Below are 25,070 nucleotides of genomic sequence, written 5' to 3' on the forward strand. Positions count from 1 at the left end.
CGCCCGGTAACATTCCGAACCCGGAAGCTAAGCCTTTCAGCGCCGATGGTACTGCATGGGGGACCGTGTGGGAGAGTAGGACGCCGCCGAACAATCTTTCAAGGACCCCTGGTCCCAGCGTTCATGCTGGGACCAGGGGTCCTTTTGTTTTTCCGAAGCGCGCTGCTCAGCCGGTTGCGCGAGAATGACTGCGGTACCCGAAGACAGGAGTCACGTCGATGTCCACCAACTCTCCCGACGATCGATCGGGCAGCGAGCCGCGCCGCGGGGGCCCCAGCGGTCCGCGCCGCGACGACTCGCGTGGCGGCTTCCGTCGCGACGACCGGCCGGCGTTCCGCCGTGATGACCGTCGGGATGACCGTGGTGGCGACCGTCCCCGTGGCCCGCGCCGTGAGGACGACCGTGGCGGCCGTCCCACCGGCGGCGGCTACGGCCGCCGTGATGACGACCGTGGCGGTCGCCCGTCCGGCGGTGGCTACGGTCAGCGGGATGACCGTGGTGGCCGTCCCGCCGGTGGTGGTTACGGCGGCCCTCGTCGTGATGACGACCGTGGTGGGTACCGCGGTGGCCGTGACGACCGTGGTGGCGACCGTCCGGGCTTCCGCCGTGACGACCGCGCCCCCCGCCGTGAGGACGACCGCGGCGGTCGCCCGTCCGGCGGCGGTTACGGCCAGCGTGACGACCGCGGCGGCCGGGGCTTCGAGCGCCGTGACGACCGTGGCGGCCGCCCCTCGGGTGGCGGTTACGGTCAGCGGGATGACCGTGGTGGCCGTCCCGCCGGTGGTGGTTACGGCGGTCCCCGTCGTGATGACGACCGTGGTGGGTACCGCGGTGGCCGTGACGACCGTGGTGGCGACCGTCCGGGCTTCCGCCGTGACGACCGCGCCCCCCGCCGTGAGGACGACCGCGGCGGTCGCCCGTCCGGCGGCGGTTACGGCCAGCGTGACGACCGCGGCAGCCGTCCCACCGGCGGTGGCTACGGTCGCCGTGACGACGACCGTGGTGGCTTCCGCCGTGACGACCGTGGTGGCGAGCGTCCGGCGTTCCGCCGCGACGAGCGTGCTCCGCGTCGCGATGACGAGCGCGGCCCTCGTCGTGATGACGACCGTGGCGGTTTCCGCGGCGGTCGTGACGACCGTGGTGGCGACCGTCCGGCGTTCCGCCGCGACGACCGCGCCCCGCGCCGCGAAGACGACCGCGGCGGCTTCCGCCGTGACGACCGGCGTGACGAGCGTCCGGCGTTCCGCCGCGATGACCGTGCTCCGCGTCGCGATGACGAGCGCGGCCCTCGTCGTGATGACGACCGTGGCGGGTACCGCGGTGGCCGCGATGAGCGTGGTGGCGACCGTCCGGCGTTCCGCCGCGACGACCGCGCCCCCCGCCGCGAAGACGACCGCGGCCCTCGCCGTGACGACGACCGCGGTGGCTTCCGCGGTGGCCGTGACGACCGTGGTGGCCGTCCGTCCGGTGGTGGGTACCGTGGCCGTGACGACCGGCAGGGTGGCGGCGGCTTCCGCGGCGGTCGCGACGACCGCTCCGGCGGCTTTCGCGGCGGCCGTGACGACCGTCGCGACGACCGGGACCGCGACCGCGAGCCCGTCAAGCGCCTGCCGATCCCCGACGACGTGACCGGCGACGAGATCGACAAGGACGTCCGGCAGGAGCTCATGAGCCTGCCGAAGGGCCTCGCCGAGGAGGTCGCGCGCAACCTCGTCATGGTCGCCAACCTGCTCGACGAGGAGCCGGAGGAAGCGTACGAGTACTCGCGGATCGCCCTGCGGCTCGCGTCCCGCGTCGCCGCCGTGCGCGAGGCCGCCGGCTTCGCCGCCTACGCGACGGCCCGGTACACCGAGGCGCTCGCGGAGTTCCGCGCCGCCCGCCGGATGACCGGCTCCGTCGAGCTGTGGCCCGTCATGGCCGACTGCGAGCGCGGCCTGGGCCGCCCCGAGCGCGCGCTGGCCATGGCCGGCGAGCCGGAGGTGGCGAAGCTCGACAAGGCCGGACAGGTCGAGATGCGGCTCGTCGCCGCCGGTGCCCGCAAGGACATGGGCCAGGCCGACGCCGCCGTCGTCACCTTGCAGAGCCCCGAGCTCGCGTCCCACTCCGTCCAGCCGTGGACCGCCCGCCTCCGGTACGCCTACGCCGACGCGCTGCTCGCCGTCGGCCGTGAGGACGAGGCCCGCGAGTGGTTCGCCAAGGCCCTCGAGGCCGACCAGGGCGGCATGACGGACGCCTCCGACCGGCTCGCGGAGCTGGACGGCGTGGAGTTCACCGACGCCCTCGGCGTGACCGACGACGAGGACGCCGCGGCCGACGAGGCTGTCGCGGATCAGGCAGCGGATGAGGCAGCGGACCAGACCGGGGACGCCGCCGAGGCCGTGACCGAGGACGTCGCTGAGGACACCGCCGAGGACACCGTCGAGGCCCCGCAGGCCGTGGCGCCCGTCCAGGCCCCGCAGTTCGTCGAGGCGGTCATCGCCGAGCCGGCCGCCGAGCCGGCCGAGGACGCCGAGAAGCCCGCCGAGGTCGCCGAGGACAAGCGTTCCGAGGACGACAAGAGCTGACGGCTGAACGAAGAGGGCGGCACCCCTGCCGGGGGTGCCGCCCTCTTCGTATGCCCGCGGCCGTCAGCTCAGGGCCAGGCTCCGCAGGACCAGGCCGGTGGCCGGTTTCGGGCCGAACGACGTGGACTTGCGGGGCATGGTGACGCCCTGCTCGGCCAGCTCCCGCACGACGTCCTCGCACACTGGGTGCATCAGGACGGCCGTGCCGCCGTGCCGCTCCGCCTGCTTGACGGCCGCCGCCGTCTCGTGGATGTACCCGATGTGCTCGGGGTCGTCCGGTACCCGCCACACGTGCTCCAGCAGCACGGAGTGCAGGACCGTCGCGTCGAGCGTGCGCCACGCCTCCGGGCGGTCGGCCGGGATCACCCGCTCCAGCAGGGCCGGGTCCGGCCGGTCGACGAGGTGGAACCGGCCGTCGCCCGCGAGGACGAAGGAGTTTCCCGGCTCCTCCGACGACTTGCCCAGCACCTCCAGGGCCTCCGGCAGTGAACCGTCCAGCGTCCGCACCCGGAAGACGCCGCCGAGGGCCGCGAGGGCGTCGGCGACCGGCAGGCGGTGCAGGAGGCGGTGGATGGCCCGGACGCGCAGCGGGTAGCGGGCCGTGTCCACGAGGAGGACCAGCCCGAAGTCCCAGGGGCCCGGCGCCGGTTGCTCGGCGCGCAGCCGCTCGTAGGTGGCCCAGCGGTGGTGCCCGTCGGCGATCAGGGCCCGCCGGCGGGAGAGGTCCTCGTCGATCCGGGCCAGGTCATCGGGGTCGGTGACGGACCACAGGCGGTGGGCGTAGCCGTCCTCCGTGGTGGTGGACAGCAGCGGCGCGGAGCGGATGACGCTCTCGATGACGCCCGCCGCGCCGGCCGTGGTGCCGTCGCCGCGGTAGGAGAACAGGAGCGGTTCGAGATTGGCGCCGGTGTCGCGCATCAGGGCGGCCCGGTCCTCGACGATGTGCGGCATGACGTCCTCATGGGGGAGGACGACGGCCTCCTCGCGGGGGCTCAGCCGCAGTGCCCCGATGAGGCCGCGCTGGAGGATGCCGTCGCCGCGCTGCTCGTAGACGTAGAGCGCGGGATCGGTGTCGGCGGCGAGGACGCCCTCGTCCTGCCAGCGGCGCAGCGTCTCGGCGGCCTGCCGGTGCCGGTCGGCCGCGGTGGCCGCCTGGGGGAGGATCAGCCGGACGATGTTGTGCGGGTCGGCGGTCTCCAGGTGGCGCAGTCCGTCGGGCCGGACCACGACGTCGTACGGTGGTGAGGTGACGGCAGCGAGGCTGCCGACCCGCTCCGGGACATAGCGCAGCCCTCGGAAGGGGGCGAGTTGAAGACCCTGCCCCGCATTCCGCTCTGCGTTCCCTGTTCGGCCTGGAGTGCTCATTGGGAAATGTTATGTCCCATGGCCGGATGAGCAATGATCAAAGACGAGACGTACAGCACAAGGAGCGAATTCCGCATGAATCAGACCGCCCGGACCCGGCCCGACGGCAGCGAGCAGCGGCTGAGCGCGGCGTACGACACGGCGCTGCTGGACCTCGACGGGGTGGTGTACGCGGGCGGCGAGGCCATCGCCCACGCCGTCGAGTCGCTGGGGACGGCGCGGGAGGGCGGGATGCACCTCGCCTACGTCACCAACAACGCCGCCCGCACCCCCGAGGCGGTGGCCGGGCACCTGACGGAGCTGGGGGTGCCCGCGGAGCCGTCGGACGTGATCACTTCGGCGCAGGCGGTGGCGCGGCTGATTGCCGATCAGCTGCCGTCGCGCGCGCGGGTGTTGGTGATCGGCGCGGAGGGGCTGCGGGTCGCGCTGGAGGAGCGCGGGCTGGTGCCGGTCGACTCTGCGGACGACGACCCCGCGGCCGTGGCGCAGGGCTACGGCGGGCCGGACATGCCGTGGTCGCGGCTGGCGGAAGCCTCCTACGCGGTGGCGCGCGGCGTGCCGTGGTTCGCGTCCAACACGGACCTGACGATCCCCAGCCCCCGGGGCATCGCGCCGGGCAACGGTGCGGCGGTGCAGGTCGTGCGCATCGCGACGGGCGCCGAGCCGCAGGTGGCGGGGAAGCCGCTGCCGCCGATGCACCGCGAGACCGTGCTGCGGACGGGCGCGGAGCGGCCGCTGGTCGTCGGGGACCGGCTCGACACGGACATCGAGGGCGCGCACGTCGGCGGGGTGGACTCGCTGCTGGTGCTGACCGGGGTGACGACGCCCGCGCAGCTGCTGGCGGCCGAGCCCCGGCACCGGCCGACGTACGTGGCCGAGGACCTGCGGGGGCTGCTGGCGGCACAGCCGGCGGTGGACGCCGACGGGTCGGACTTCCGCTGCGGTGGCTGGACGGCGTCCGTGGACGGCGGGGCGCTCGTCCTGGACGGTGACGGCGAACCCGTCGACGGGCTGCGGGCGCTGTGCGGGGCCGCCTGGTCGGCGGCGGGTGACGGCGCCTGTGAGCTGGACGCCGCGAAGGCGCTGGGGCGGCTGGGTTTCTGAGGGTTCCGCCGGACGTCGGGCGCGTCGTCCGCGGGCGCGTTGTGGCTGGTCGCGCAGTTCCCCCCGCCCCTTCGGGGCGCGGCTGAACCGCACCGGGCTTCGCCCGGGGCGGGACGGCCGAAGGGACCGGGAGGGTGCTGACCCCCCGGTCCCTTCGTGTGCCTCCCCGCTCTCACGCCAGTTCGGCGAGCAGGTCCTCCTCCGACGCCCCGCGGCGCCAGTAGCCGGTGAACGTCACCGCGCGGCGGTCGAAGCCCCGTTCGCCGACCAGGTGGCGGCGGAGAGCCTTGACGGTCCCGGACTCGCCGGCTATCCACGCGTACGGGGTGCCCTCGGGCAGCTCCGCGGCGCGGACGCTGTCGAGGACGGGCGCTTCGTGCGCCGCGCCGCGGACCAGCCAGGTGATCTCGGCGTCGGCGGCGGTGGGCAGGTCCTGCACGTCGTCGGCGTGCCCGATCTCGGCCCAGACCTTCACCGGCATGCCGGCCGGCAGCCAGGCGAGGATGCCGGCGAGGGCGGGCAGTGCGGTCTCGTCCGCGGTGACGAGGGCCCAGTCGGTGCCGGCGGGCGGCTGGAAGTCGACGCCGCCGTTGTCCTCGACGACGGGGGCGAGCAGCGTGAGCCGGTCGCCGGGCCGGGCGGCGCGGGCCCACGACGAGGCCGGCCCGCTGTGGCCACCGCTGCCGTCCGGGTCCCCGTGCAGGGCGAAGTCGACGTCGAGCTCCGCCGGGTCGCGGCGCAGGTCGCGCACGGTGTAGGTGCGCATGAAGGCCCGCACGGACGGGTCCTGGGCCCGCCAGTCGGCGAACCAGTCCTCGCCGAGGTTCTCGGGCAGGACGGGCATCTCCTGTCCGGGGTGCGGCAGGAACAGCTTGAAGCGCTGGTCGCGGCCGCCGGTGACGATCTCCGGGAGGCGGTCGCCGCCGAAGGTGACGCGCATCAGGGAGGGGCTGATCCGCTCGGTGCGTACGACGTGGACGTCGAAGAAGCGGAAGGGCGTGTCGGTCATGCGGGGCGTGGTCCTTTCGGTCGTCAGCTGACCTTCTTGGCCTTCTCGATCGCGGTGGCGAGGGCCTCGACGAGCGGCGCGCAGCCGGTGTAGGAGTAGCGCGGCTCGCTGAGCCACGGGGTGATCTGGCCGGCCTTGACGGCGGGGAGGCCGGCCCAGGTGGGCTTGGAGGCGAGGTCCTTGGGCTGGAGGGCCGCGGTGCGGTTGTCGAGCAGGATCAGGTCGGCCGGGTACGTGCCGGCGTTCTCCCAGCTGAGGCTCTCGAAGAAGCCGCCGGTGACCTTGCCGGGCCTGACGAACTCGACGCCCAGCTCGGCGAAGTAGGCGAGGTCGGCGTAGACGGTGGGGTCGGAGACGTAGAGCAGCTCGGCGGAGCCGGAGGCGCACAGGACCTTGAGGCCCTTGTTGGCCTTGGCGGCCTTGCGGAGGGACTCCGACGCCCGCTCGAAGCGCTGCTTGGCGTCGGTGACCTTCTTGGCCCCCAGGTCCGCGCCGAGGGACTCGGCGAGCTCGGCGTAGCGGCGGATGACGTGGGTCAGGGTGACCTTGGACGTCATGATGCCGACGCTGGGGGCGAGGCCGAGGATCTTCTTCTTGCTGTCGGCCGGGACGTACCAGAGGTCGCCCGCCTCCAGCATGTTGGTGACGAGGAGCTCGGGGCCCAGGGCCGCGTACTGCTCGACGTTGAACTCACCCCAGGCGTTGCCGAGGATCTTGACCTTCTTGACGTCGAGGTCGCCGGCCTGCGGGTCGGGCTTGCCGTCCTTGAGGGTGGTCGGGCCGAAGACGGCGGCGCACTCGATGCCGAAGTCGTGGAGGGCGGCGGCGGTGCCGGTGAAGGCGGTGATCTTCTTGGGGGTGCGGCCGGCCTCGGCGGTCGTGCCCCGGTCGTCCTTGAAGGTCCAGGAGTCGCCGCCCGAACCCGGCCCGGAGTCGCCGGAGTCCGCCGAGCCGCCGCCTCCGCACGCGGTGAGCAGGGCGCCGACGCCGAAGGCGCCGCCCGCGGCGAGCAGGCCGCGGCGGGAGAGGGACGGGGTGCGGGGGGTGGTGCGCATGGGGTGTGTGCTTCTCTCGGGACTCACCGGAAGGGGAATGTCAGGGTAGGCTAACCTAACTGGGTGTTGGTCGACAGTCCCCCCCGAACCCCCGCGGAACCGGCCGGATCCCCGCCCTCCGCACCCCGCCGCCGGGCCGCGGCGCGCGCCGCCGGACTGCTGGCCGCCGTCGCCGCCCTGCTGCTCGTCACCCTCGCGAGCGTCGCCGTGGGCGCCAAGCAGATCCCGCTCGACCAGGTCTGGCACGGGCTGTTCCACGCCACCGGCAGCGACACGGACGTCGTCGTGCGCGACCTGCGCCTGCCCCGCACCCTGCTCGGGCTGCTCGTCGGCAGCGCCCTCGGCCTCGCCGGCGCCGTGATGCAGGCGCTCACCCGCAACCCGCTCGCCGACCCCGGACTGCTCGGCGTCAACGCCGGTTCCGCGGCGGCCGTCGTCTCCGCCATCAGCTTCTTCGGCGTCACCTCGCTGACCGGCTACGTGTGGTTCGCCTTCCTGGGCGCGGCGGTCGTGGCCGTGGCCGTCTACGCGCTCGGCGGCAGCCGGGGCGCCACCCCCGTGCGCCTCGCCCTCGCCGGCACCGCGGTGACCTACGCCCTCTACGGGTACGTCAACTCCGTCCAGCTCCTGGACTCCGTGGCCCTGGACAAGATGCGCTTCTGGACCGTCGGCTCGCTCGCCTCCGCGAACATGGACCTCGTGCGGCAGGTCGCCCCGTTCATCGCGGCCGGCATCCTGCTCGCCCTCGCCCTGGCCCGGCCGCTGAACGCCATGGCCCTGGGCGACGACACCGCCCGCGCGCTCGGCGCCCACCTGACCCGCACCCGGGTCCTCGCCATGGTCTGCGTCACCCTGCTGTGCGGCGCGGCGACCGCGGCCTGCGGCCCGATCGTCTTCATCGGCCTGCTCGTCCCGCACATCGTCCGCGCCGTCACCGGCCCCGACCTGCGCTGGAGCCTGCCGTACGCGCTCGTCCTGTCGCCCGTGCTGCTGCTCGGCGCCGATGTGACCGGACGGGTCGTCACCCGGCCCGGCGAGCTCCAGGCGGGCATCGTCACGGCGCTCATCGGCGGACCCGTCTTCATCTACCTCGTACGGCGCCGGAGGATGGCCCAGCAGTGACCGCACCTTCCACCGGGACCACCCCGGCACCCGCCCCCTCCGGCCACGCGGCCGCACGGACCGTGCGCACCCGGAGCGGGCTCTCCCTGCGCGTCGACCTCCGGGCCGTGACCGTCGTCCTGCTGCTCCTGGCCGCCGCGACAGCCGCCGCTGTCGCCCTCATCGGCACCGGCGACTTCCCCCTGACGCCCGCCGAGGTCCTGACGACCCTCACCGGCGGCGGCACCCCCGCGCAGGAGTTCATCGTCCACGACCTGCGGCTGCCGCGGGTCCTCGTCGGCCTGCTCACCGGCGCCGCCCTCGGGCTCGCCGGAGCCGTCTTCCAGTCGGTCTCCCGCAACCCGCTGGGCAGCCCCGACGTGATCGGTTTCGGCCAGGGCTCGGCCGTCGGCGCGCTCGCCGTCATCGTCCTCTTCAAGGGCGACGCGGTCGCCGTCGCCGGCGGGGCCGTCCTCGGCGGCGTGGTCACGGGCGTCGTCGTCTATTTGCTGTCGTGGAAGAAGGGCATCCACGGCTACCGGCTCGTCCTCGTCGGCATCGGCGCCACGGCCGTGCTCACCGCCGCCCGCGACTACATGATGACCAAGGCCGACATCGCGGACGCCGCGCGGTCGATGGCCTGGATGGTCGGCTCGCTCAACGGCCGCGACTGGAACCAGGTGTGGCCGCTGCTCGGCGTGTGCGCCGTCCTCTTCCCCCTCCTCCTCGGCCACGGGCGCGCCCTGCGGATGCTGGAGATGGGCGACGACGCGGCCTACGCCCTGGGCGTGCGGGCCGAGCGGACCCGGCTGCTGGTCATGGGCGGCGCGGTGACCCTGACCGCCGTCGCGACCGCGGCCGCCGGGCCCGTCGCCTTCGTCGCCCTCGCCTCCCCGCAGCTCGCCCGCCGCCTCACCCGCGCCACCGGCCCCAACCTGACGGCCGCCGCCTGCATGGGCGCCGCCCTGCTGACCACCGCCGACTGGGCCTCCCAGCGCCTCTTCGGGGCCGACCACCTGCCCGTCGGAGCGCTGACCGGCATGCTCGGCGGCTGCTACCTGCTGTGGCTGCTGTTCACCGAACGCAAGGCGGGCCGGATATGAGAACCACTCAAGGAGAGACAGTGAGCCGACTGACGGCCGAATCCGTCACCCTCGCCTACGACCAGCGCGTCATCGCGGAGGACCTCTCCGTCGCCGTGCCCGACCAGTCCTTCACGGTGATCGTCGGCCCCAACGCCTGCGGCAAGTCCACCCTGCTGCGCGCCCTGTCCCGGATGCTCAAGCCGACCCGCGGCGCGGTGCTCCTCGACGGCGCCGCCATCAGCTCGTATCCGGCCAAAAAAGTGGCCCGCACCCTGGGCCTGCTGCCCCAGTCCTCCGTCGCCCCCGACGGGATCACCGTGAGCGACCTCGTCGCCCGCGGCCGCTACCCCCACCAGGGACTCCTGCGGCAGTGGTCGCCGCAGGACGAGCGGATCGTCGTCGAGTCCATGACGGCCACCGGCGTCGATCAGCTCGCCGACCGCCACGTCGACGAGCTGTCCGGCGGGCAGCGCCAGCGGGTCTGGATCGCCATGGCCCTCGCCCAGCAGACCCCCCTGCTGCTCCTGGACGAACCCACCACCTACCTCGACATCCAGCACCAGATCGACGTCCTCGACCTCTGCGCCGACCTGCACGAGGAGCAGGGCCGCACCCTCGTCGCCGTGCTGCACGACCTCAACCACGCCGCCCGCTACGCCACCCACCTCATCGCCATGCGCGACGGGCGGATCGTCGCCGAGGGGCCGCCGGCGGAGGTCGTCACCGCCGAGCTGGTGGAGCGGGTGTTCGGGCTGAGCTGCCAGGTCATCGAGGACCCCGAGACCGGCACGCCCCTCGTCGTCCCCGCGGGCCGGCGGCGCCGCAAGGAGGCGGCCGGCGCGGCGGCTACAGCAGTGACCGCAGGCGCAGGACGTCCCGCAGGCTCGCCTGCACCCTGACCCGGCCCGCGGCCCACGCCTTGGCGAAATTCAGCCGCCCGTCCACCAGGGCCACCAGGTCGTCACCGGCCATCGTCAGGGCGATCTCCTCCCGCCGCTCCGGGGTGCCGGGCACGGCCCGGACCTCGTGCAGACGACCGCCCGAGAGATGGCCCGTGAAGGTCACGTCGAGGTCGGAGACGTGGCAGCTCAGCGAGCGGTCGGGGGTGGCCGCGGCGCGGCTCGCGCCATCCGTCCCCGCGAGATTCTCCGCCAGCCGGTCGAGTGCGGCCCGGCACTCCTCGATCGTCGCCATGGTCAGGGACGCTACCCCAGCAGACCGCGTACGCCGCGCAGGCGCCGTTTGGGGGTAGCGTCGGGAGCATGACCGAACCGATGACCGGCGAGGGCGCCGGGCCGCACGCCCCGGGCCCGCTGCCACTGGGCGTCGCCCGGACCCCCACCGGGGACCCGGACGTCGACGCCCAGCTCGCCCGGCTGGCCGACGCCGACCACCTCGCCGCGAGCGGTCATCTGGAGGTGTACGAGGATGTACACCGGGGCCTGCGCGACGCGCTCACCGCGCTCGACCGGCGCCCCGGCCCGCAGGCTGCCCCCGCGCCGCCCGCAGGCCCAGAGGACCCCGCTTCGCACGACACCAGGAGCTGAACCACCCGTGGCAGTGACCCGCCCGCGCCGCAGCCGACTCGACGCCGAGCTGGTGCGCCGGAAACTCGCCCGCTCCCGCGAGCACGCGAGCCAGCTCATCGCGGCGGGCCGGGTGACCGTCGCCGGCGCGACGGCGACCAAGGCCGCCACCCAGGTCGAGCTCAGCGCCGCCGTCGTCGTCACCCAGGACGAGAGCGACCCGGACTACGTCTCCCGCGGCGGCCACAAGCTCGCCGGCGCCCTCGCCGCGTTCGTCCCCCGGGGGCTGAAGGTCGAAGGGCGCCGCGCGCTGGACGCCGGCGCCTCCACGGGCGGCTTCACCGACGTCCTGCTGCGCGCGGGCGCCGCCCACGTCGTCGCCGTCGACGTCGGCTACGGGCAGCTCGCCTGGTCGCTGCAGAGTGACGAGCGGGTCACTGTGAAGGACCGCACGAACGTCCGCGAGATGACGCTGGAGCAGATCGACGACCGGCCCGTCGACCTGATCGTCGGCGACCTGTCCTTCATCCCCCTCGGCCTCGTCCTGCCCGCGCTCGTGCGCTGCGCCGCCCCCGACGCCGACCTGGTGCTCATGGTCAAGCCGCAGTTCGAGGTCGGCAAGGAACGGCTCGGCAGCGGCGGTGTGGTGCGCAGCACCCAGCTGCGGGCCGAGGCGGTGCGGATGGTCGCGCAGCGGGCCGCCGCCCTGGGCCTCGGTGTCCTCGGCGTCACCGCGAGCCCGCTGCCCGGACCCTCCGGCAACGTCGAGTACTTTCTGTGGCTGCGCGCCGGAGCGCCCGAACTGGACCCGGCGGACGTTGACCGTGCAGTGGCGGAGGGGCCCCGTTGACCACTTCAGAAGCAGCATCAGCAGCAACGCAGGAAGCAGCGCAGGAGCCGACCCCGGCGTGCGGGGAGGCCGGACGCACGGTCTTCCTGCTCGCCCACACCGGCCGCCCCGCGGCCATCCGCAGCGCCGAGCTCGTCGTCCAGGGGCTGCTGCGCTGCGGCATCGGGGTGCGGGTGCTCGCGGAGGAGGCCGCCGATCTCCCGCTGCCCTCCTCGGCCGAGCTGGTCGAGGCCGGCCCGGACCGGCCGGACGTCCTCCAGGGGTGCGAGCTGCTCATCGTGCTCGGCGGGGACGGCACCCTGCTGCGCGGCGCGGAGTTCGCGCGGCGGTCTGGCGTGCCGATGCTGGGCGTCAACCTCGGCCGGGTCGGGTTCCTCGCCGAGGCCGAGCGGGACGACCTGGACAAGGTCGTGGACCGGGTGGTCACCCGCGCCTACGAGGTCGAGGAGCGGATGACGCTCGACGTCCTCGTCCGCACCGACGGGCACGTCGTCCACACCGACTGGGCGCTGAACGAGGCCTCGGTGGAGAAGGCCGCGCGGGAGCGGCTCCTGGAGGTCGTCACCGAGGTCGACGGGCGGCCGGTCTCGCGCTTCGGCGGCGACGGCGTCGTCTGCGCCACCCCGACCGGCTCGACGGCCTACGCCTTCTCGGCGGGCGGCCCGGTGGTCTGGCCCGAGGTCGAGGCGCTGCTGATGGTCCCCATCAGCGCGCACGCGCTCTTCGCCAAGCCCCTGGTGACGGCACCCGACTCGGTGCTCGCGGTGGAGGTGCAGCCCCAGACGCCCAACGGCGTGCTGTGGTGCGACGGCCGCCGCACCGTCGAACTCCCGGCGGGCGCGCGCGTGGAGGTCCGGCGCGGCGCGGTGCCGGTGCGGCTGGCGCGGCTGCACCACGCGTCGTTCACGGACCGGCTGGTGGCGAAGTTCGCCCTGCCGGTCGCCGGGTGGCGGGGGGCGCCGCACTGAGCGCTCCGCTGGAAACCGGGCGCGTCATCCGCGGGTGTGTGGTGGCCGGTCGCGCAGTTCCCCGCGCCCCTGCGGGGCGCGGCTGAACCGCAGAGGGCCTCGCCACACCCTCAGCCCCGCGACCCGCCGAGCAGGGCGCGGGCCCGGGTCAGGGCCGAGTCCCGGTGGGCGGCGAACTCCTCGTCCGTGAAGACGGGGGTGGCGATGTCCGGGGGGATGCCCTGACCGTCATACGTCGTCCTGCGGTCGGCGGCGCTCAGGAACTCCTCGTTCGGCAGCAGGAAGGTCCAGCCGTTGGGCAGCTTGCGGTCCAGGGTGTCGGAGAACGCGCCCTGGGTGTTCTCACCGATACGGGTGGTCTCGTGCGCCCGTCCCATCAGCGCCTGGGTGAACGTCTCACCCGCGCTGATCGTCAGCCGCCCGGTGAGCACGGCCACGGGCCCGGTGTAGACGGGGCCCCGGTGCGGTGACACCCCGATCGGCTGCGGGGTGGTGAACTTCCCCGGGTCGCGCGGGTCGTTGCGCGCGTGCTTGAGGTAGGCCGTGTACGGCCGGTCGGTCAGCCGCTCGGCGAGCCGCAGCGCGAGCCGGTCGGAACCGCCGCCGTTGAACCGCACGTCGAGGACCAGGCCGCGCAGGGCGCCGGGGCCGCGGGTCCGGGCGGAGGTGAAGACGGCGTCCAGGGCGCGGTCGAGCTCCGCGCGGTCGGCCTCGTGGCCGCCGTCCTCGGTGTAGTCCTGGAAGCGGGTGACGCGCAGGTAGCCCACGCCGCCGGGCAGCTCGGCGAACGAGATCGCCCCCTGGGCCCAGGTCTGCCACGCGGCCTCGGGGACACCGACGCTCTCGGCGACGGCCGCGTCGATCCGCGGCTTGGTCTCCTTCGTGAAGACCGTGTCCTGACGCTTCCCGCCGTACTGCCGCCCCGGGGCCTCGATGGCGGTGTGCCCGTCGTGCAGCGGCTCGATCATCTCCCGGAGGACGGCGAAGAGCTCCTTGTCGTCCGTCGTCTTGGTCACCCGCGGCCGGAACCGCTCGCGCACCGCCTGCCAGTCGATGTGCTTCGCGGCGAAGAAGGGGTAATTCTCCGCATACGTCTGCCAGAAGACATCGAAGACGTCCCGCGGGTCCGCCTTGTCCTCCGGCACGGTGCGCCGGCACTCCGCCGGCAGTTCGGGGATCCGGTGGAGCGTGCGGTGGCCCACGTTGTCCGTGAACCTCAGCACCGCCTTGTCGCGCCCCGCCGGGGCCACGGTGACCGGCGCCTCGCCCTGCTGCTCGAACCGCCGGCCGGCGCCGTCCCGCGAGCCGTTGTGCACCGCGTCCCGCAGGCCCGGCAGGCAGCTGACGGCCGTGGTGTCGTACGTCCGCAGCCTGTGGCCGCCGCCGTCGATCGAGACGACCGTGCCGTAGCCGTCCATGCGCCACGTGCCGTCCAGGGCGGCCGGCCGCCGGGTGTGGTCCACGGCGGACCCGGTGCCCACGGCGGTGGTCAGGACGGCCGCCGCGGCGAGGAACAGCGCGGCGACACGGGGGGTACGGGCTCGAACGGTCATCAGAACCTCGTGAAGTCTGCGGTCTGGATGGGACGGACGGGACGGACGGGGCGGGGCCGGCCGGGACCGGAGCGGACTGTCCGGGGTGTCCGGCGGATACCCCGAAGCCTCGCCGGTAAGGGGCCCGGAGGCCATGGAGGGATCACCCGGACCGGTGGTGGGGCTGTCCCCAGGGCGATCGGTGGGGGTGGCCGTCGCGAGCCGGCCCCGGAACCTCGTATGGTCGTATCCGTGTTGGAGGAGATGCGGATCCGGTCCTTGGGCGTCATTGATGACGCGGTGGTCGAGCTGTCACCCGGTTTCACCGCGGTGACGGGTGAGACCGGCGCGGGCAAGACCATGGTCGTCACCAGCCTCGGTCTGCTGCTCGGCGGGCGCGCTGACCCCGCCCTGGTGCGGATCGGCGCCAAGGCCGCCGTGGTCGAGGGGAGGATCACCGTCGACCACCGGTCGCCCGCCGCCGTCCGGGCCGAGGAGGCCGGCGCCGAGCTCGACGACGGCACGCTGCTCATCAGCCGCACTGTCTCCGCCGAAGGGCGCTCACGCGCCCACGTGGGCGGCCGGAGCGTGCCGGTGGGGCTCCTCGGCGAGCTCGCCGACGACCTCGTCGCCGTCCACGGGCAGACCGACCAGCAGGGGCTGCTGCGGCCCGCCCGGCAGCGGCAGGCCCTCGACCGCTACGCCGGTGACGCGGTGTCCGTGCCGCTGGCCAAGTACACCGGCGCCTACCGCCGGCTGCGGACCGTCGTCGCCGAGCTGACCGAGCTGACCACGCGGGCCCGCGAGCGGGCGCAGGAAGCCGACCTGCTGCGCTTCGGGCTGGACGAGGTCGCCGCCGTCGCCCCCCTGCCGGGGGAGGACGCCGAGCTCGCCGCCGAGGCGTCGCGCCTGGGCCACGCCGAGGCCCTCGCCTCCGCGGCCTCGGCCGCCCATGCCGCCCTCGCGGGTGATCCCGAGGACCCCGAGGGCATCGACGCCGCCACGCTCGTCGCGGGCGCGCACCGCGCCGTGGAGGCCGTCCGCTCCCACGACCCGGCGCTCGCCGCGCTCTCCGACCGGATCGCCGAGATCGGCATCCTGCTGGCCGACGTGGCGGGCGAACTCGCCGGGTACTCCTCCGGGCTGGACGCGGACCCGCTGCGGCTGTCCGCGGTCGAGGAGCGGCGCGCCGCCCTGACCCACCTGGTCCGCAAGTACGGCGAGGACATCGCCGGCGTGCTGGCCTGGGCCGAGGACGGCGCCGCCCGCCTGGGCGCCCTGGAGGGCGACGACGAGCGGATCGCCGAGCTCACCGCCGAGCGGGACGCGCTGCGCGCCGAACTCGGCGGGCTGGCGCAGTCCCTGACCGACGCGCGCACCGAGGCGGCCCACCGGTTCGCCGACGCGGTCACCGCCGAACTCGCCGAGCTCGCCATGCCGCACGCGCGCGTCACCTTCGCCATCCGCCAGAGCGAGGTCGCCGAGGCGGAGGCGGGCATCGAGGTCGGCGGCCGGGCCGTCGCCTACGGTCCGCACGGCGCTGACGACGTCGAGCTGTACCTCGCCCCGCACCCCGGCGCCCAGCCGCGGCCCATCGCCAAGGGGGCGTCCGGCGGTGAGCTCTCCCGCGTCATGCTCGCCGTCGAGGTGGTCTTCGCCGGCTCCGACCCCGTGCCGACGTACCTCTTCGACGAGGTCGACGCCGGGGTCGGCGGCAAGGCGGCCGTGGAGGTGGGCCGCCGCCTGGCCCGGCTCGCGCAGTCGGCCCAGGTCGTCGTCGTCACCCACCTGCCGCAGGTCGCGGCGTTCGCGGACCGGCACCTGGTGGTGGAGAAGACCCACGACGGCTCGGTGACCCGCAGCGGCGTCCAGGTGATGGAGGGCGAGGACCGCGTCCGCGAGCTGTCCCGCATGCTGGCGGGCCAGGAGGACTCCCAGCTGGCCCGGGCCCACGCCGAGGAACTCCTGGCGGCGGCCCGGGGAACGTCGGACACGGGCCGCTGACCGCCCCGCCCCCGCCCGGGGTGGCCGGCTCCTCCGCGTAGGGTCGAAGCAAGATCGCAGAGGGGGTCGAGGTGGCATCGGGACGAGTGAGGACGCTGGGTGCGGCCGCTGTGGTGGCGCGTGGGACGTATGAGGTGCTGCGGCGTGTGGCGCCCGGTGGGGCCCGGGTGTGGGAGCGGAGCAATCATGCCGGGCGGAGCGTGGGGCTGTGGGCGGGTCCCGCCGCCGTGGCCGGGACGGCGCTCGCCGTCGGGTCGGGGCCCGGGTTGCGCCCGCGGGCTCGCGGTGCCGCCGTGCTGGCCGTGGCCGCCGCCGGGGCCTGCGGGGCCTACGACGACTTCGCCGGCGCCGGCGACCCGCGCCGCGGGTTCCGCGCCCACCTGACAGCGCTGCGCGACGGCGAGGTGACCAGCGGCACCGTCAAGCTCGCCGGGATCTCCGCCGCCGCCCTGCCGGCCGGGGCGGTGCTCAAGGAGCGGCCCCTGGACAAGCTGCTGGCCGCCACGGTCATCGCCGGCTCGGCGCACCTCGTCAACCTGCTGGACGTGCGGCCCGGCCGGGCCGCCGGCGCGGTGCTCGCGATCGGCGCCGGGCAGCTGGCCCGGGGCGGTGCCCCGGCCGCCGCCCCCGTCGGCGCGGCGGCCGCCCTGTTCGGCGCCGACCTCGGCGAGCGCACGATGCTCGGCGACGCGGGCGCGCACGCGCTCGGCGCGGGTCTCGGCATCGCCGCGGTGGCGGCGGCCGGCCGGGCCGGGCTCGCCGCGCAGGCCCTCGCCCTGGTGGCCGTGGCAGCGGCGATGGACGCCAAGAATCACCTATGTGAGTGAATCCGCGGATGCGTGGCCGAGGTGAGGCGGTCAACCCGCGAGACGGTGGTGCCGGGACACCGGCGCAGGCTGGCATCCTGGACGCGGTACTGCCCTGTCGCCCGCCCACCGCACCCGACGCCGAATCAGGAGTTCCACCCGCGTGAGCAGCACACCCGTACCGTCGCCCGGGCGGCCGTCCCTGCACGCCGTGCACGTACTCGGCGGCGGGGGTGCCGGCAGCGGCGCGCACGTGCGGTCGCTGACGGCCGGGCTGGTGGCCCGGGGGCTGAAGGTCACCGTGTGCGCGCCGCGGCGGACGGGCGAGGGATACGGCTTCACGCGCGCGGGCGCTTCGTTCACGCCGCTGCGCACCCGCTCGGACGCCCTGGCCGTCGCGGGCATCCGGGCCGCGAGCCGGGGCGCCGACGTGGTGCACGCGCACAGCCTGCGGTCGGCGGTGCTGGCCGCGCTCGCGCTGCGCGGGCGGCGCACCCCGCTGGTGGTCACCTGGCACACCCGGGTGCGCGCGGCGGGCACCCGGGCCCGCCTCGTCGCGCTGATGGAACGCCGGGCGGCCCGCGCCGCGGCGGTGGTCCTGGGGGCCACCTCGGAGCTGGTGGACCGCGCCCGGCTCCGCGGCGCCCGCGACGCCCGGCTCGCGCCCGTCGCGGTGCCCTTGCCGCGCGCCGCCCCCGAGGACGCCGAACTCCTGCGCAACAAGGCCCGCGCCGAACTCGGCGCGGTGGCCCGGCCCCTGCTCGTCACCGTCGGCCGCCTGGAGCCGGACCAGGGCCACGGCCCCCTGCTGGACGCCGCCCGGTCCTGGACCGAGCTGGACCCCGAGCCGCTGCTGATCGTGGCGGGCGAGGGGCCCCGGCGGCCGGAGCTGCAGCGCAGGATCGAGTCGGAAGGGCTGTCCGTGCGCCTGGTGGGCCGCCGCGACGACGTGCCGGAACTGCTGGCCACGGCCGACGTCGCGATCCTGCCGAGCCGCTGGGAGGCCCGTTCGCTGCTGGCCCAGGAGGCCCTGCACGCGGGCGTGCCGCTCGTCGCCACGGCGGTCGGCGGCGTGCCGGAGCTGGTGGGGACCGCCGCCGAGCTCGTGCCCTACGGGGACGTCGCCGCCCTGGCCGCCACGGTCGCGCGCCTCCTCGCGGACCCCGCCCGCCGCGCCGAGCTCACCCTGGCGGGTCACGCCCAGGCGGCGACCTGGCCCACGGAGGACGACACGGTGGCCCATGTGCTCAGCGTCTACGACGAGTTGACCGCGGGCCCCGGCTGACCGCTCACCCCGCGTACCGCCGGGCCCGCAGCGCCAGGCCCAGCGACAGCACCGCCTCGGGGTCCTCCAGATCCGTGCCCAGCAGGCGGGCTATGCGGCCCAGCCGGTCGTAGAGGGTCTGGCGGTTGAGGTGCAGCTCGCGGGCCGTCTCCGCCTTGCGGCCCCCGCGCGCCAGGTAGGACTCCAGCGTGGGCAGCAGCGCCGGACGGGCCGAGGCGTCGTGGGCGAGGAGCGGACCGATCACCCGCTCGACGAACGCCGCCAGGTCCCCTTGCGCGCGCAGCCGCCACAGCAGGACGTCCACGTCCAGGCGCCGCACGTCGTGCCACGGCCGGTCGGGCAGCCGCTGGGCCGCCGTCGCCGCCTCCGCCGCGTGCCGCAGCCCGGCGCCCGCCGCGGCCCACGCGGCGGGCACGCCGGCCACCACCACGGGCCGCCGGGCGGCCGCCCGGGCCGCCCCGGCCCGCAGCGCAGCCGCCACCCGGTCGGCGACGGGGGACCGCTCGGCCTCGTCCCGCAGCCCTACCAGCAGGGGGACGCTGCCCTCCGGCAGCCGCACGCCCAGCAGTACCGGCACCCCGGCCCCCGCCAGCTCCTCCTGCACCGCGCAGGCCAGCGCGGCCCAGCCGTCCGGCGGCGCCAGGCCCCCGGCCGGCCGCATCACCACCGGCAGCAAGGGCCCCGGGCCCGGCCGGAACCCCAGCACCCTGGCCTGGGCCGGGGCCTCCTCGGGGTCGACGCGGCCCTCGGCCAGCTCGCGGAGGAAGTCACCGCGCCCCCGCGCCGCCAGCTCCTCCTGCCGGGCCTGGAGCAGCACGACCGCCAGCAGCCCGGCCGTACGGTCCGCGGCGATCCGGTGCACGGGCGCGAGAGCGGTGTTGACCGGCGGGACGGTCAGCCGGGCCCGGACGGTCTCCGGGCCCGGGCCGCGGCCGGGGATGTCGGTGGTCAGCGTCCCGGCCAGGCCGCAGTCGCGCAGCCCGTCCCAGACCTGGAGGGGATCGGCCGCACCGGGCCGGCCCGTGGGCCCGGCCGCGTAGAGCAGCCGACCGTCCGCCGTCTCCAGGAAGGCGGGGTTGCCGGTGAAGTCCGCGAACAGCCGCAGGACCTCCGGCACCCCGCCCCCGCCCAGCAGCAGCTCCGTGCACCGGGCGTGCACCTCGTCGGCGCGCCGCAGCAGCGCGTAGTGCTCGTTGACGAGCTCGGTGTGGATCTCCTCGGTCACCGCCACGAACGGCACCTCGCGGTGCAGCTGGACCAGGGGCAGCCCGTACGAGCGCGCCGTGTCGACCACCGCCGCGGGCAGCGCGGCGAACCGCGACCCCAGCTCGACCACCAGCGCCGCGATGTCCCGCTCCGCCAGCCCGCGGACGAAGGCGCGCTGCTCGGCCGGGCGGGCACCCACGCCCAGGCCGGTGGTCAGCAGCAGCTCGCCGCCCTTGAGCAGGGCGGCGATGTTCGGCGACTCGCCCGCGTGCACCCAGCGCACCGGCCTCTCCAGCCGGTCGCCGCCGGTCACGACCTCGGGCAGCCCCTTGCGCAGCGCGGGCAGTGCCAGGGCCCGGGCCACGGTGATCGTCCCTCGCGGGCCTTGGGGTTCCATGCCGGGAACGCTACTCGGACCACCCGCGCGGGGACCAGCGTCGGCCGGTGCCCCGGCGGCCGGCCGCCGCGGGGGAGCGGGACGCGGCCGACGCACCCGAACGGGCGGACCTCGTCACAGATGAGCGCTTCACCCTCCCTGCCCCTCCGGCCCCTTCGGCCCCTCGGGTCAAGGCGAGCCGCGTCCCCCGTCACCCCCGTCGGCGCCGGAGCGCCGCCCCCGCAGCCCCCGGTCAGCCCCCGAAAGCGCTCGACGCGGTGAGCCGCAGCGCCGTGTCGATCAGCGGCACGTGGCTGAACGCCTGCGGGAAGTTCCCCACCTGCCGCTGCAGCCGGGGGTCCCACTCCTCCGCCAGCAGCCCCAGGTCGTTGCGGAGCCCCAGCAGCTTCTCGAACAGCTGCCGCGCCTCGTCGACCCGGCCGATCATCGCCAGGTCGTCGGCGAGCCAGAACGAGCAGGCCAGGAACGCCCCCTCGTCACCCTCCAGCCCGTCCACGCCCGCGTCGTCGCCGGCGGTCGGATAGCGCAGGATGAACCCGTCGGGCGTCGACAGCTCCCGCTGGATGGCCTCGATGGTGCCGATGACGCGCTTGTCGTCGGGCGGCAGGAAGCCCATCTGCGGGATGAGCAGCAGCGACGCGTCCAGCTCCTTGGAGCCGTAGGACTGGGTGAAGGTGTTGCGCTCCTTGTCGTACCCGTGCTCGCAGACGTCGCGGTGGATGTCGTCGCGCAGCTCGCGCCACCGCTCCAGCGGGCCGTCCACGTCACCGGCCTCGATGAGCTTGATGGTGCGGTCCACGGCGACCCAGGCCATCACCTTGGAGTGCACGAAGTGGCGGCGCGGGCCGCGCACCTCCCAGATGCCCTCGTCCGGCTCGTTCCAGTGGTCCTCCAGATAGCCGATGAGCCGCAGCTGGAGCAGGCTGGCGTAGTCGTTGCGGGCGAGGCCCGTCATGTGCGCGAGGTGCAGCGCCTCGGTGACCTCGCCGTAGACGTCCAGCTGGAGCTGGTCCGCCGCGCCGTTGCCGATGCGGACCGGCCCGGAGTTCTCGTAGCCCGGCAGCCACGGCAGCTCGGCCTCGCCCAGCTCGCGCTCGCCCGCGATGCCGTACATGATCTGCAGGTTCTCCGGGTCGCCGGCGACGGCGCGCAGCAGCCACTCGCGCCAGGCGCGGGCCTCCTCGCGGTAGCCGGTGCGCAGGAGCGAGGAGAGGGTGATGGCCGCGTCCCGGAGCCAGGTGAAGCGGTAGTCCCAGTTCCGGGAGCCGCCGATGTCCTCCGGGAGGGAAGTGGTGGGGGCGGCGACGATGCCGCCGGTCGGCGCGTAGGTGAGCGCCTTGAGCGTGATCAGCGAACGGACGACGGCGTCCCGGTAGGGGCCGTGGTACGTGCAGTGCTCGACCCACTCCCGCCAGAAGTCCTCCGTCGCCGTCAGCGAGCCCTCCGGGTCCGGCAGGGCCGGCGCCTCCCGGTGCGAGGGCTGCCAGCTGATGGTGAACGCGACGCGCTCGCCGGGCGAGACGGTGAAGTCGGAGTAGGTGGTGAGGTCCTTGCCGAAGGTGTCGGCGGAGGTGTCCAGCCACACCGAGTCGGGCCCGGCGACGGCCACCGTGCGGTCGCCCACCTTGTGCACCCAGGGCACGACGCGCCCGTAGGCGAACCGCATCCGCAGCGCCGAGCGCATCGGCACCCGGCCGCTGACCCCTTCCACGATGCGGATCAGCTGGGGCGCCCCGTCGCGGGGCGGCATGAAGTCGATCACCCGCACGGTGCCGCGCGGGGTGTCCCATTCGGATTCGAGCACCAGGGAATCCCCCCGGTAGCGGCGGCGGTCGGCATGCGGGGGCGCCGCCCCGGAGGGGTGCGCGGGCCCGATGCGCCAGAAGCCGTGTTCCTCGGTACCCAGCAGACCGGCGAATGCGGCCTGGGAATCGAATCGGGGGAGGCACAGCCAGTCGGCCGTGCCGTCCCGGCAGACCAGTGCGGCGGTCTGCATGTCACCGATGAGTGCGTAATCCTCGATACGCCCGGCCACGTCATCTCCAGTCGAACGGCCACGTGACCCCGAAGGGTCCTTTTGCGGTCAAGCGATCTTTGACGAGCTCTTGTTCCGGAGGTGGGGGGCCCGTCCAGCGGTAGCTGGGGGAGGGTTGTGCCGTGCCGGCCGGCTCGCTGCAATGTGTCCGTGCAGGATACGACGCCGAGTTGGTGCGACGCGCGACGGTTGGAGGACGAATCTGAGCCGAATGGGTGGCCTGGGATCCAGCCGCGCGGCGGCGTGTGCGGGGGCCCGGGGGAGCGTCCGGGACGATCCGGGGAAGAGTCGGGGCAGGGCCCGGAAGAACGCCCGGAGAAGGGGCGCGAGGACCGGCGAAAGGCCGGGGAAACGGCCCCGCCGCGCGGCCGCCACGCGTCGCCGGGCGCGGCCGGGCCGGGGCGCTGATACCCTGGTACCCCGTGGACCGGTGGGCGCAAGACCCCCCAACCGCAGCGACGGCACCCCCGAAAAAACGGGGTGATCGCCGGTACGCACCTCACCTCGCGACCACGGGAGCCCCCCTTTGGCCATTGCCGCTAAGCCCACGACGACCAAGCACCTCTTCGTCACGGGGGGTGTCGCCTCCTCGCTCGGCAAGGGTCTGACGGCCTCCAGCCTGGGCGCGCTGCTCAAGGCGCGGGGTCTGCGGGTCACGATGCAGAAGCTCGACCCGTACCTCAACGTCGACCCCGGCACGATGAACCCCTTCCAGCACGGTGAGGTGTTCGTCACCAACGACGGCGCCGAGACCGACCTGGACATCGGCCACTACGAGCGCTTCCTCGACGTCGACCTCGACGGGTCCGCCAACGTCACCACCGGCCAGGTGTACTCCTCGGTGATCGCCAAGGAGCGGCGCGGCGAGTACCTGGGCGACACCGTGCAGGTCATCCCGCACATCACCAACGAGATCAAGCACCGCATCCGCCGCATGGCGACCGACGACGTCGACGTCGTGATCACCGAGGTCGGCGGCACGGTCGGCGACATCGAGTCGCTGCCGTTCCTGGAGACCGTCCGCCAGGTCCGCCACGAGGTCGGCCGCGACAACGTCTTCGTCGTCCACATCTCGCTGCTGCCCTACATCGGCCCTTCCGGCGAGCTGAAGACCAAGCCCACCCAGCACTCCGTCGCCGCGCTGCGCAACATCGGCATCCAGCCCGACGCGATCGTGCTGCGCGCAGACCGCGAGGTGCCGGCCGCCATCAAGCGCAAGATCTCGCTGATGTGCGACGTCGACGAGGCGGCCGTCGTCGCCGCGATCGACGCCCCCTCGATCTACGACATCCCCAAGGTGCTGCACACCGAGGGCCTGGACGCCTACGTCGTGCGCAAGCTCGACCTGCCGTTCCGCGACGTGAACTGGACCCAGTGGGAGGACCTGCTGGACCGCGTCCACAACCCCGACCACGAGGTCACCGTCGCCCTGGTCGGCAAGTACATCGACCTGCCCGACGCCTACCTCTCGGTCACCGAGGCCATCCGCGCGGGCGGCTTCGCCAACCGGGCCCGCGTCAAGGTCAAGTGGGTCGCCTCCGACGACTGCAAGACCCCGGCGGGCGCCGAGAAGCAGCTCGGCGACGTCGACGCCATCTGCGTCCCCGGCGGCTTCGGCGACCGCGGCGTCAACGGCAAGGTCGGCGCGATCACCTACGCCCGCGAGAACAAGGTGCCGCTGCTGGGCCTGTGCCTGGGCCTGCAGTGCGTGGTCATCGAGGCCGCGCGCAACCTCGCCGGCATCGAGGGCGCCAACTCCACCGAGTTCGACCCGGCCACCGCGAACCCGGTGATCTCCACCATGGCCGAGCAGCTCGACATCGTCGCCGGTGAGGGCGACATGGGCGGCACCATGCGCCTGGGCATGTACCCGGCCAAGCTCGCCGAGGGCTCCATCGTCCGCGAGGTCTACGCGGGCGAGCCCTACGTCGAGGAGCGCCACCGCCACCGCTACGAGGTCAACAACTCCTACCGCGCGGAGCTGGAGAAGGCCGGGCTGCAGTTCTCGGGCACCTCGCCCGACAACAAGCTCGTCGAGTACGTCGAGTACCCGCGCGAGGTGCACCCCTACCTCGTCGCCACCCAGGCCCACCCGGAGCTGCGCTCCCGCCCGACCCGCCCGCACCCGCTCTTCGCGGGCCTGGTGAAGGCGGCCGTGCAGCGCAAGCAGGGCTGACCTATACGGTTGCCGGGGTGGGGGGCCGCGCTGTCGTGGCGGCCCCCCACCCCGGTTTTTCCGTTTTTGGAGGCATCGCAATGGGCATCAAGGACACCCCCGCCGAGTGGCGGGTCACCGCGACGGCGACCCCGTTCACCGGCAACAAGACCAGCGTGCGCACGGACGACGTCGTCATGCCGGACGGCTCCACCGTCCAGCGCGACTACCAGGTGCACCCCGGCTCGGTCGCCGTCCTCGCCCTCGACGACACCGGCCGCGTCCTGGTCCTGAAGCAGTACCGCCACCCCGTGCGCCAGAAGCTGTGGGAGATCCCCGCGGGCCTGCTCGACATCCCCGGCGAGAACCCGCTGACGGCCGCCCAGCGCGAGCTGTACGAGGAGGCGCACGTCAAGGCCGAGGACTGGCGGGTGCTGACCGACGTCTACACCACGCCCGGCGGCTGCGACGAAGCCGTGCGGATCTTCCTCGCCCGGGGCATCTCCGAGATCGAGGGCGAGCGCTTCGAGGTCTCCGAGGAGGAGGCCGACATGGAGTTCGCCCGGGTCCCGCTCGACGAGCTGGTGCGCGGCGCCCTCGCCGGCGAGCTCCACAACAACTGCCTGGTCGTCGGAGCGCTCTCGCTCGCGGCGGCGCTCACGGTGGGGCTGGACACGCTGCGGCCGGCCGATGCGGTGTGGCCTGCCCGGCCGTTTGAGGCGTAGCGCCTTTCTGCGGGTCGTTTTGGGGTGCACCACCGCTGCGCGGCGGTGTCCTCAAACGCCGGACGGGCTGATTGGGCTGAGCTCAGCTGACACCAGCCCGTCCGGGGGTGCCTCCTTGTGGCTCTCGCCCGCCGCGAGGGTGTGCACCACCGCTGCGCGGCGGTGTCCTCAATCTCCCCCAGCTAACGCTGGGAGGTGCCCCCAGACGGGCTGGTCCAGCATCCGCGAAAGCGCGCGAAACGCGCCATTCGGAGATAAGAGGCATAGCACCTGCCATTCCTCACAACCGAACATATCT

The 25,070-nt window shown here is 74.4% G+C and carries 21 protein-coding genes and 1 rRNA gene; 15 read left to right on the forward strand and 7 right to left on the reverse strand.

Annotated elements, in window-relative coordinates; translation table 11 throughout:
- The 3 genes from rrf to ABZ951_RS29365 form a co-directional block, all read left to right on the forward strand.
- A 5S ribosomal RNA gene (gene rrf / locus ABZ951_RS29355) occupies window positions 1–92 on the forward strand; the annotation flags it as partial.
- A 208-nt stretch (window positions 93–300) separates the two neighbouring features.
- Complete coding sequence (locus ABZ951_RS29360; RefSeq protein ID WP_361281115.1) at window positions 301–1,629, forward strand: hypothetical protein; 1,329 nt, start codon at window positions 301–303, stop codon at window positions 1,627–1,629.
- Window positions 1,630–1,667: 38 nt separating this feature from the next.
- Complete coding sequence (locus ABZ951_RS29365; protein WP_344097163.1) at window positions 1,668–2,564, forward strand: hypothetical protein; 897 nt, start codon at window positions 1,668–1,670, stop codon at window positions 2,562–2,564.
- A gap of 63 nt (window positions 2,565–2,627) precedes the next feature.
- Here the strand turns inward: ABZ951_RS29365 and ABZ951_RS29370 are convergent, their stop codons facing one another.
- Window positions 2,628–3,929, reverse strand: coding sequence for a DUF1015 domain-containing protein (locus ABZ951_RS29370; protein ID WP_344097154.1), 1,302 nt, complete (start codon window positions 3,927–3,929; stop codon window positions 2,628–2,630).
- A gap of 75 nt (window positions 3,930–4,004) precedes the next feature.
- On the opposite strand from ABZ951_RS29370, the gene ABZ951_RS29375 reads away from it, so the two are divergent.
- Window positions 4,005–5,033 carry an HAD-IIA family hydrolase gene (locus tag ABZ951_RS29375; protein WP_344097152.1) on the forward strand — a complete coding sequence of 343 codons (1,029 nt, stop codon included), beginning with the start codon at window positions 4,005–4,007 and terminating at the stop codon, window positions 5,031–5,033.
- Window positions 5,034–5,205: 172 nt separating this feature from the next.
- On the opposite strand, the gene ABZ951_RS29380 is transcribed toward ABZ951_RS29375, so the two are convergent.
- Entirely contained in the window at window positions 5,206–6,042 is an 837-nt protein-coding gene (locus ABZ951_RS29380; RefSeq protein ID WP_344097150.1) for a siderophore-interacting protein, read from the reverse strand.
- Window positions 6,043–6,065: 23 nt separating this feature from the next.
- Window positions 6,066–7,097 (reverse strand): ABC transporter substrate-binding protein, encoded by a 1,032-nt coding sequence (locus ABZ951_RS29385; RefSeq protein ID WP_344097147.1) that lies wholly within the window; start codon window positions 7,095–7,097, stop codon window positions 6,066–6,068.
- Between the two features lie 66 nt (window positions 7,098–7,163).
- Here ABZ951_RS29385 and ABZ951_RS29390 point away from each other — a divergent pair, with 66 nt between their 5' ends.
- From ABZ951_RS29390 to ABZ951_RS29400, 3 genes are read left to right on the forward strand one after another with little or no spacing between them, the layout of a single operon-like run.
- The gene (locus ABZ951_RS29390) at window positions 7,164–8,219 is read left to right on the forward strand and encodes an iron chelate uptake ABC transporter family permease subunit (protein ID WP_344097161.1); all 1,056 of its coding nucleotides are present in this window, start codon (window positions 7,164–7,166) and stop codon (window positions 8,217–8,219) included.
- Window positions 8,216–9,301 carry an iron chelate uptake ABC transporter family permease subunit gene (locus ABZ951_RS29395; RefSeq protein ID WP_344097144.1) on the forward strand — a complete coding sequence of 362 codons (1,086 nt, stop codon included), beginning with the start codon at window positions 8,216–8,218 and terminating at the stop codon, window positions 9,299–9,301. The genes ABZ951_RS29390 and ABZ951_RS29395 overlap by 4 nt, the downstream gene beginning before the upstream one ends.
- The gene (locus ABZ951_RS29400; protein WP_344097143.1) at window positions 9,298–10,182 is read left to right on the forward strand and encodes an ABC transporter ATP-binding protein; all 885 of its coding nucleotides are present in this window, start codon (window positions 9,298–9,300) and stop codon (window positions 10,180–10,182) included. Before ABZ951_RS29395 ends, ABZ951_RS29400 begins: the two co-directional genes overlap by 4 nt.
- On the opposite strand, the gene ABZ951_RS29405 is transcribed toward ABZ951_RS29400, so the two are convergent.
- A complete protein-coding gene (locus ABZ951_RS29405; RefSeq protein WP_344097141.1) occupies window positions 10,130–10,477 on the reverse strand; it encodes a sterol-binding protein in 348 nt (115 codons plus the stop codon). The two genes, ABZ951_RS29400 and ABZ951_RS29405, sit on opposite strands and share 53 nt — an antisense overlap.
- 68 nt (window positions 10,478–10,545) lie before the next feature.
- On the opposite strand from ABZ951_RS29405, the gene ABZ951_RS29410 reads away from it, so the two are divergent.
- From ABZ951_RS29410 to ABZ951_RS29420, 3 genes are read left to right on the forward strand one after another with little or no spacing between them, the layout of a single operon-like run.
- Complete coding sequence (locus tag ABZ951_RS29410; protein ID WP_344097138.1) at window positions 10,546–10,830, forward strand: hypothetical protein; 285 nt, start codon at window positions 10,546–10,548, stop codon at window positions 10,828–10,830.
- A 13-nt stretch (window positions 10,831–10,843) separates the two neighbouring features.
- On the forward strand, window positions 10,844–11,659 hold the full coding sequence (locus ABZ951_RS29415) for a TlyA family RNA methyltransferase (protein WP_344097158.1): 816 nt from the start codon (window positions 10,844–10,846) through the stop codon (window positions 11,657–11,659).
- Complete coding sequence (locus tag ABZ951_RS29420) at window positions 11,656–12,627, forward strand: NAD kinase (RefSeq protein ID WP_344097136.1); 972 nt, start codon at window positions 11,656–11,658, stop codon at window positions 12,625–12,627. The genes ABZ951_RS29415 and ABZ951_RS29420 overlap by 4 nt, the downstream gene beginning before the upstream one ends.
- Window positions 12,628–12,737: 110 nt before the next feature.
- On the opposite strand, the gene ABZ951_RS29425 is transcribed toward ABZ951_RS29420, so the two are convergent.
- A complete protein-coding gene (locus ABZ951_RS29425) occupies window positions 12,738–14,180 on the reverse strand; it encodes a S41 family peptidase (protein WP_344097133.1) in 1,443 nt (480 codons plus the stop codon).
- A gap of 219 nt (window positions 14,181–14,399) precedes the next feature.
- Between ABZ951_RS29425 and recN the strand changes: the two genes are divergently transcribed.
- From recN to ABZ951_RS29440, 3 genes are all read left to right on the forward strand, one after another.
- Entirely contained in the window at window positions 14,400–16,163 is a 1,764-nt protein-coding gene (gene recN / locus ABZ951_RS29430; protein ID WP_344097131.1) for a DNA repair protein RecN, read from the forward strand.
- 110 nt (window positions 16,164–16,273) lie between these two features.
- Window positions 16,274–16,990: a hypothetical protein gene (locus ABZ951_RS29435; RefSeq protein ID WP_361281134.1), complete on the forward strand. Its 717-nt coding sequence runs from the start codon at window positions 16,274–16,276 to the stop codon at window positions 16,988–16,990.
- Between the two features lie 142 nt (window positions 16,991–17,132).
- Window positions 17,133–18,254 carry a glycosyltransferase family 4 protein gene (locus ABZ951_RS29440; protein WP_361281125.1) on the forward strand — a complete coding sequence of 374 codons (1,122 nt, stop codon included), beginning with the start codon at window positions 17,133–17,135 and terminating at the stop codon, window positions 18,252–18,254.
- A 4-nt stretch (window positions 18,255–18,258) separates the two neighbouring features.
- On the opposite strand, the gene ABZ951_RS29445 is transcribed toward ABZ951_RS29440, so the two are convergent.
- Together ABZ951_RS29445 and ABZ951_RS29450 are read right to left on the reverse strand one after the other, a co-directional pair.
- Window positions 18,259–19,857: a PucR family transcriptional regulator gene (locus ABZ951_RS29445; protein WP_361281128.1), complete on the reverse strand. Its 1,599-nt coding sequence runs from the start codon at window positions 19,855–19,857 to the stop codon at window positions 18,259–18,261.
- Between the two features lie 232 nt (window positions 19,858–20,089).
- On the reverse strand, window positions 20,090–21,892 hold the full coding sequence (locus ABZ951_RS29450; RefSeq protein ID WP_344097945.1) for a glycoside hydrolase family 15 protein: 1,803 nt from the start codon (window positions 21,890–21,892) through the stop codon (window positions 20,090–20,092).
- A gap of 532 nt (window positions 21,893–22,424) precedes the next feature.
- Here ABZ951_RS29450 and ABZ951_RS29455 point away from each other — a divergent pair.
- Both ABZ951_RS29455 and ABZ951_RS29460 read left to right on the forward strand, forming a co-directional pair.
- Complete coding sequence (locus tag ABZ951_RS29455; protein ID WP_344097950.1) at window positions 22,425–24,068, forward strand: CTP synthase; 1,644 nt, start codon at window positions 22,425–22,427, stop codon at window positions 24,066–24,068.
- Window positions 24,069–24,148: 80 nt separating this feature from the next.
- Window positions 24,149–24,772: an NUDIX hydrolase gene (locus ABZ951_RS29460; RefSeq protein WP_344097944.1), complete on the forward strand. Its 624-nt coding sequence runs from the start codon at window positions 24,149–24,151 to the stop codon at window positions 24,770–24,772.
- Window positions 24,773–25,070: the final 298 nt, after the last annotated feature.

The organism is Streptomyces sp. NPDC046215, from assembly GCF_040646215.1.
GTDB lineage: Bacteria > Actinomycetota > Actinomycetes > Streptomycetales > Streptomycetaceae > Streptomyces > Streptomyces stramineus.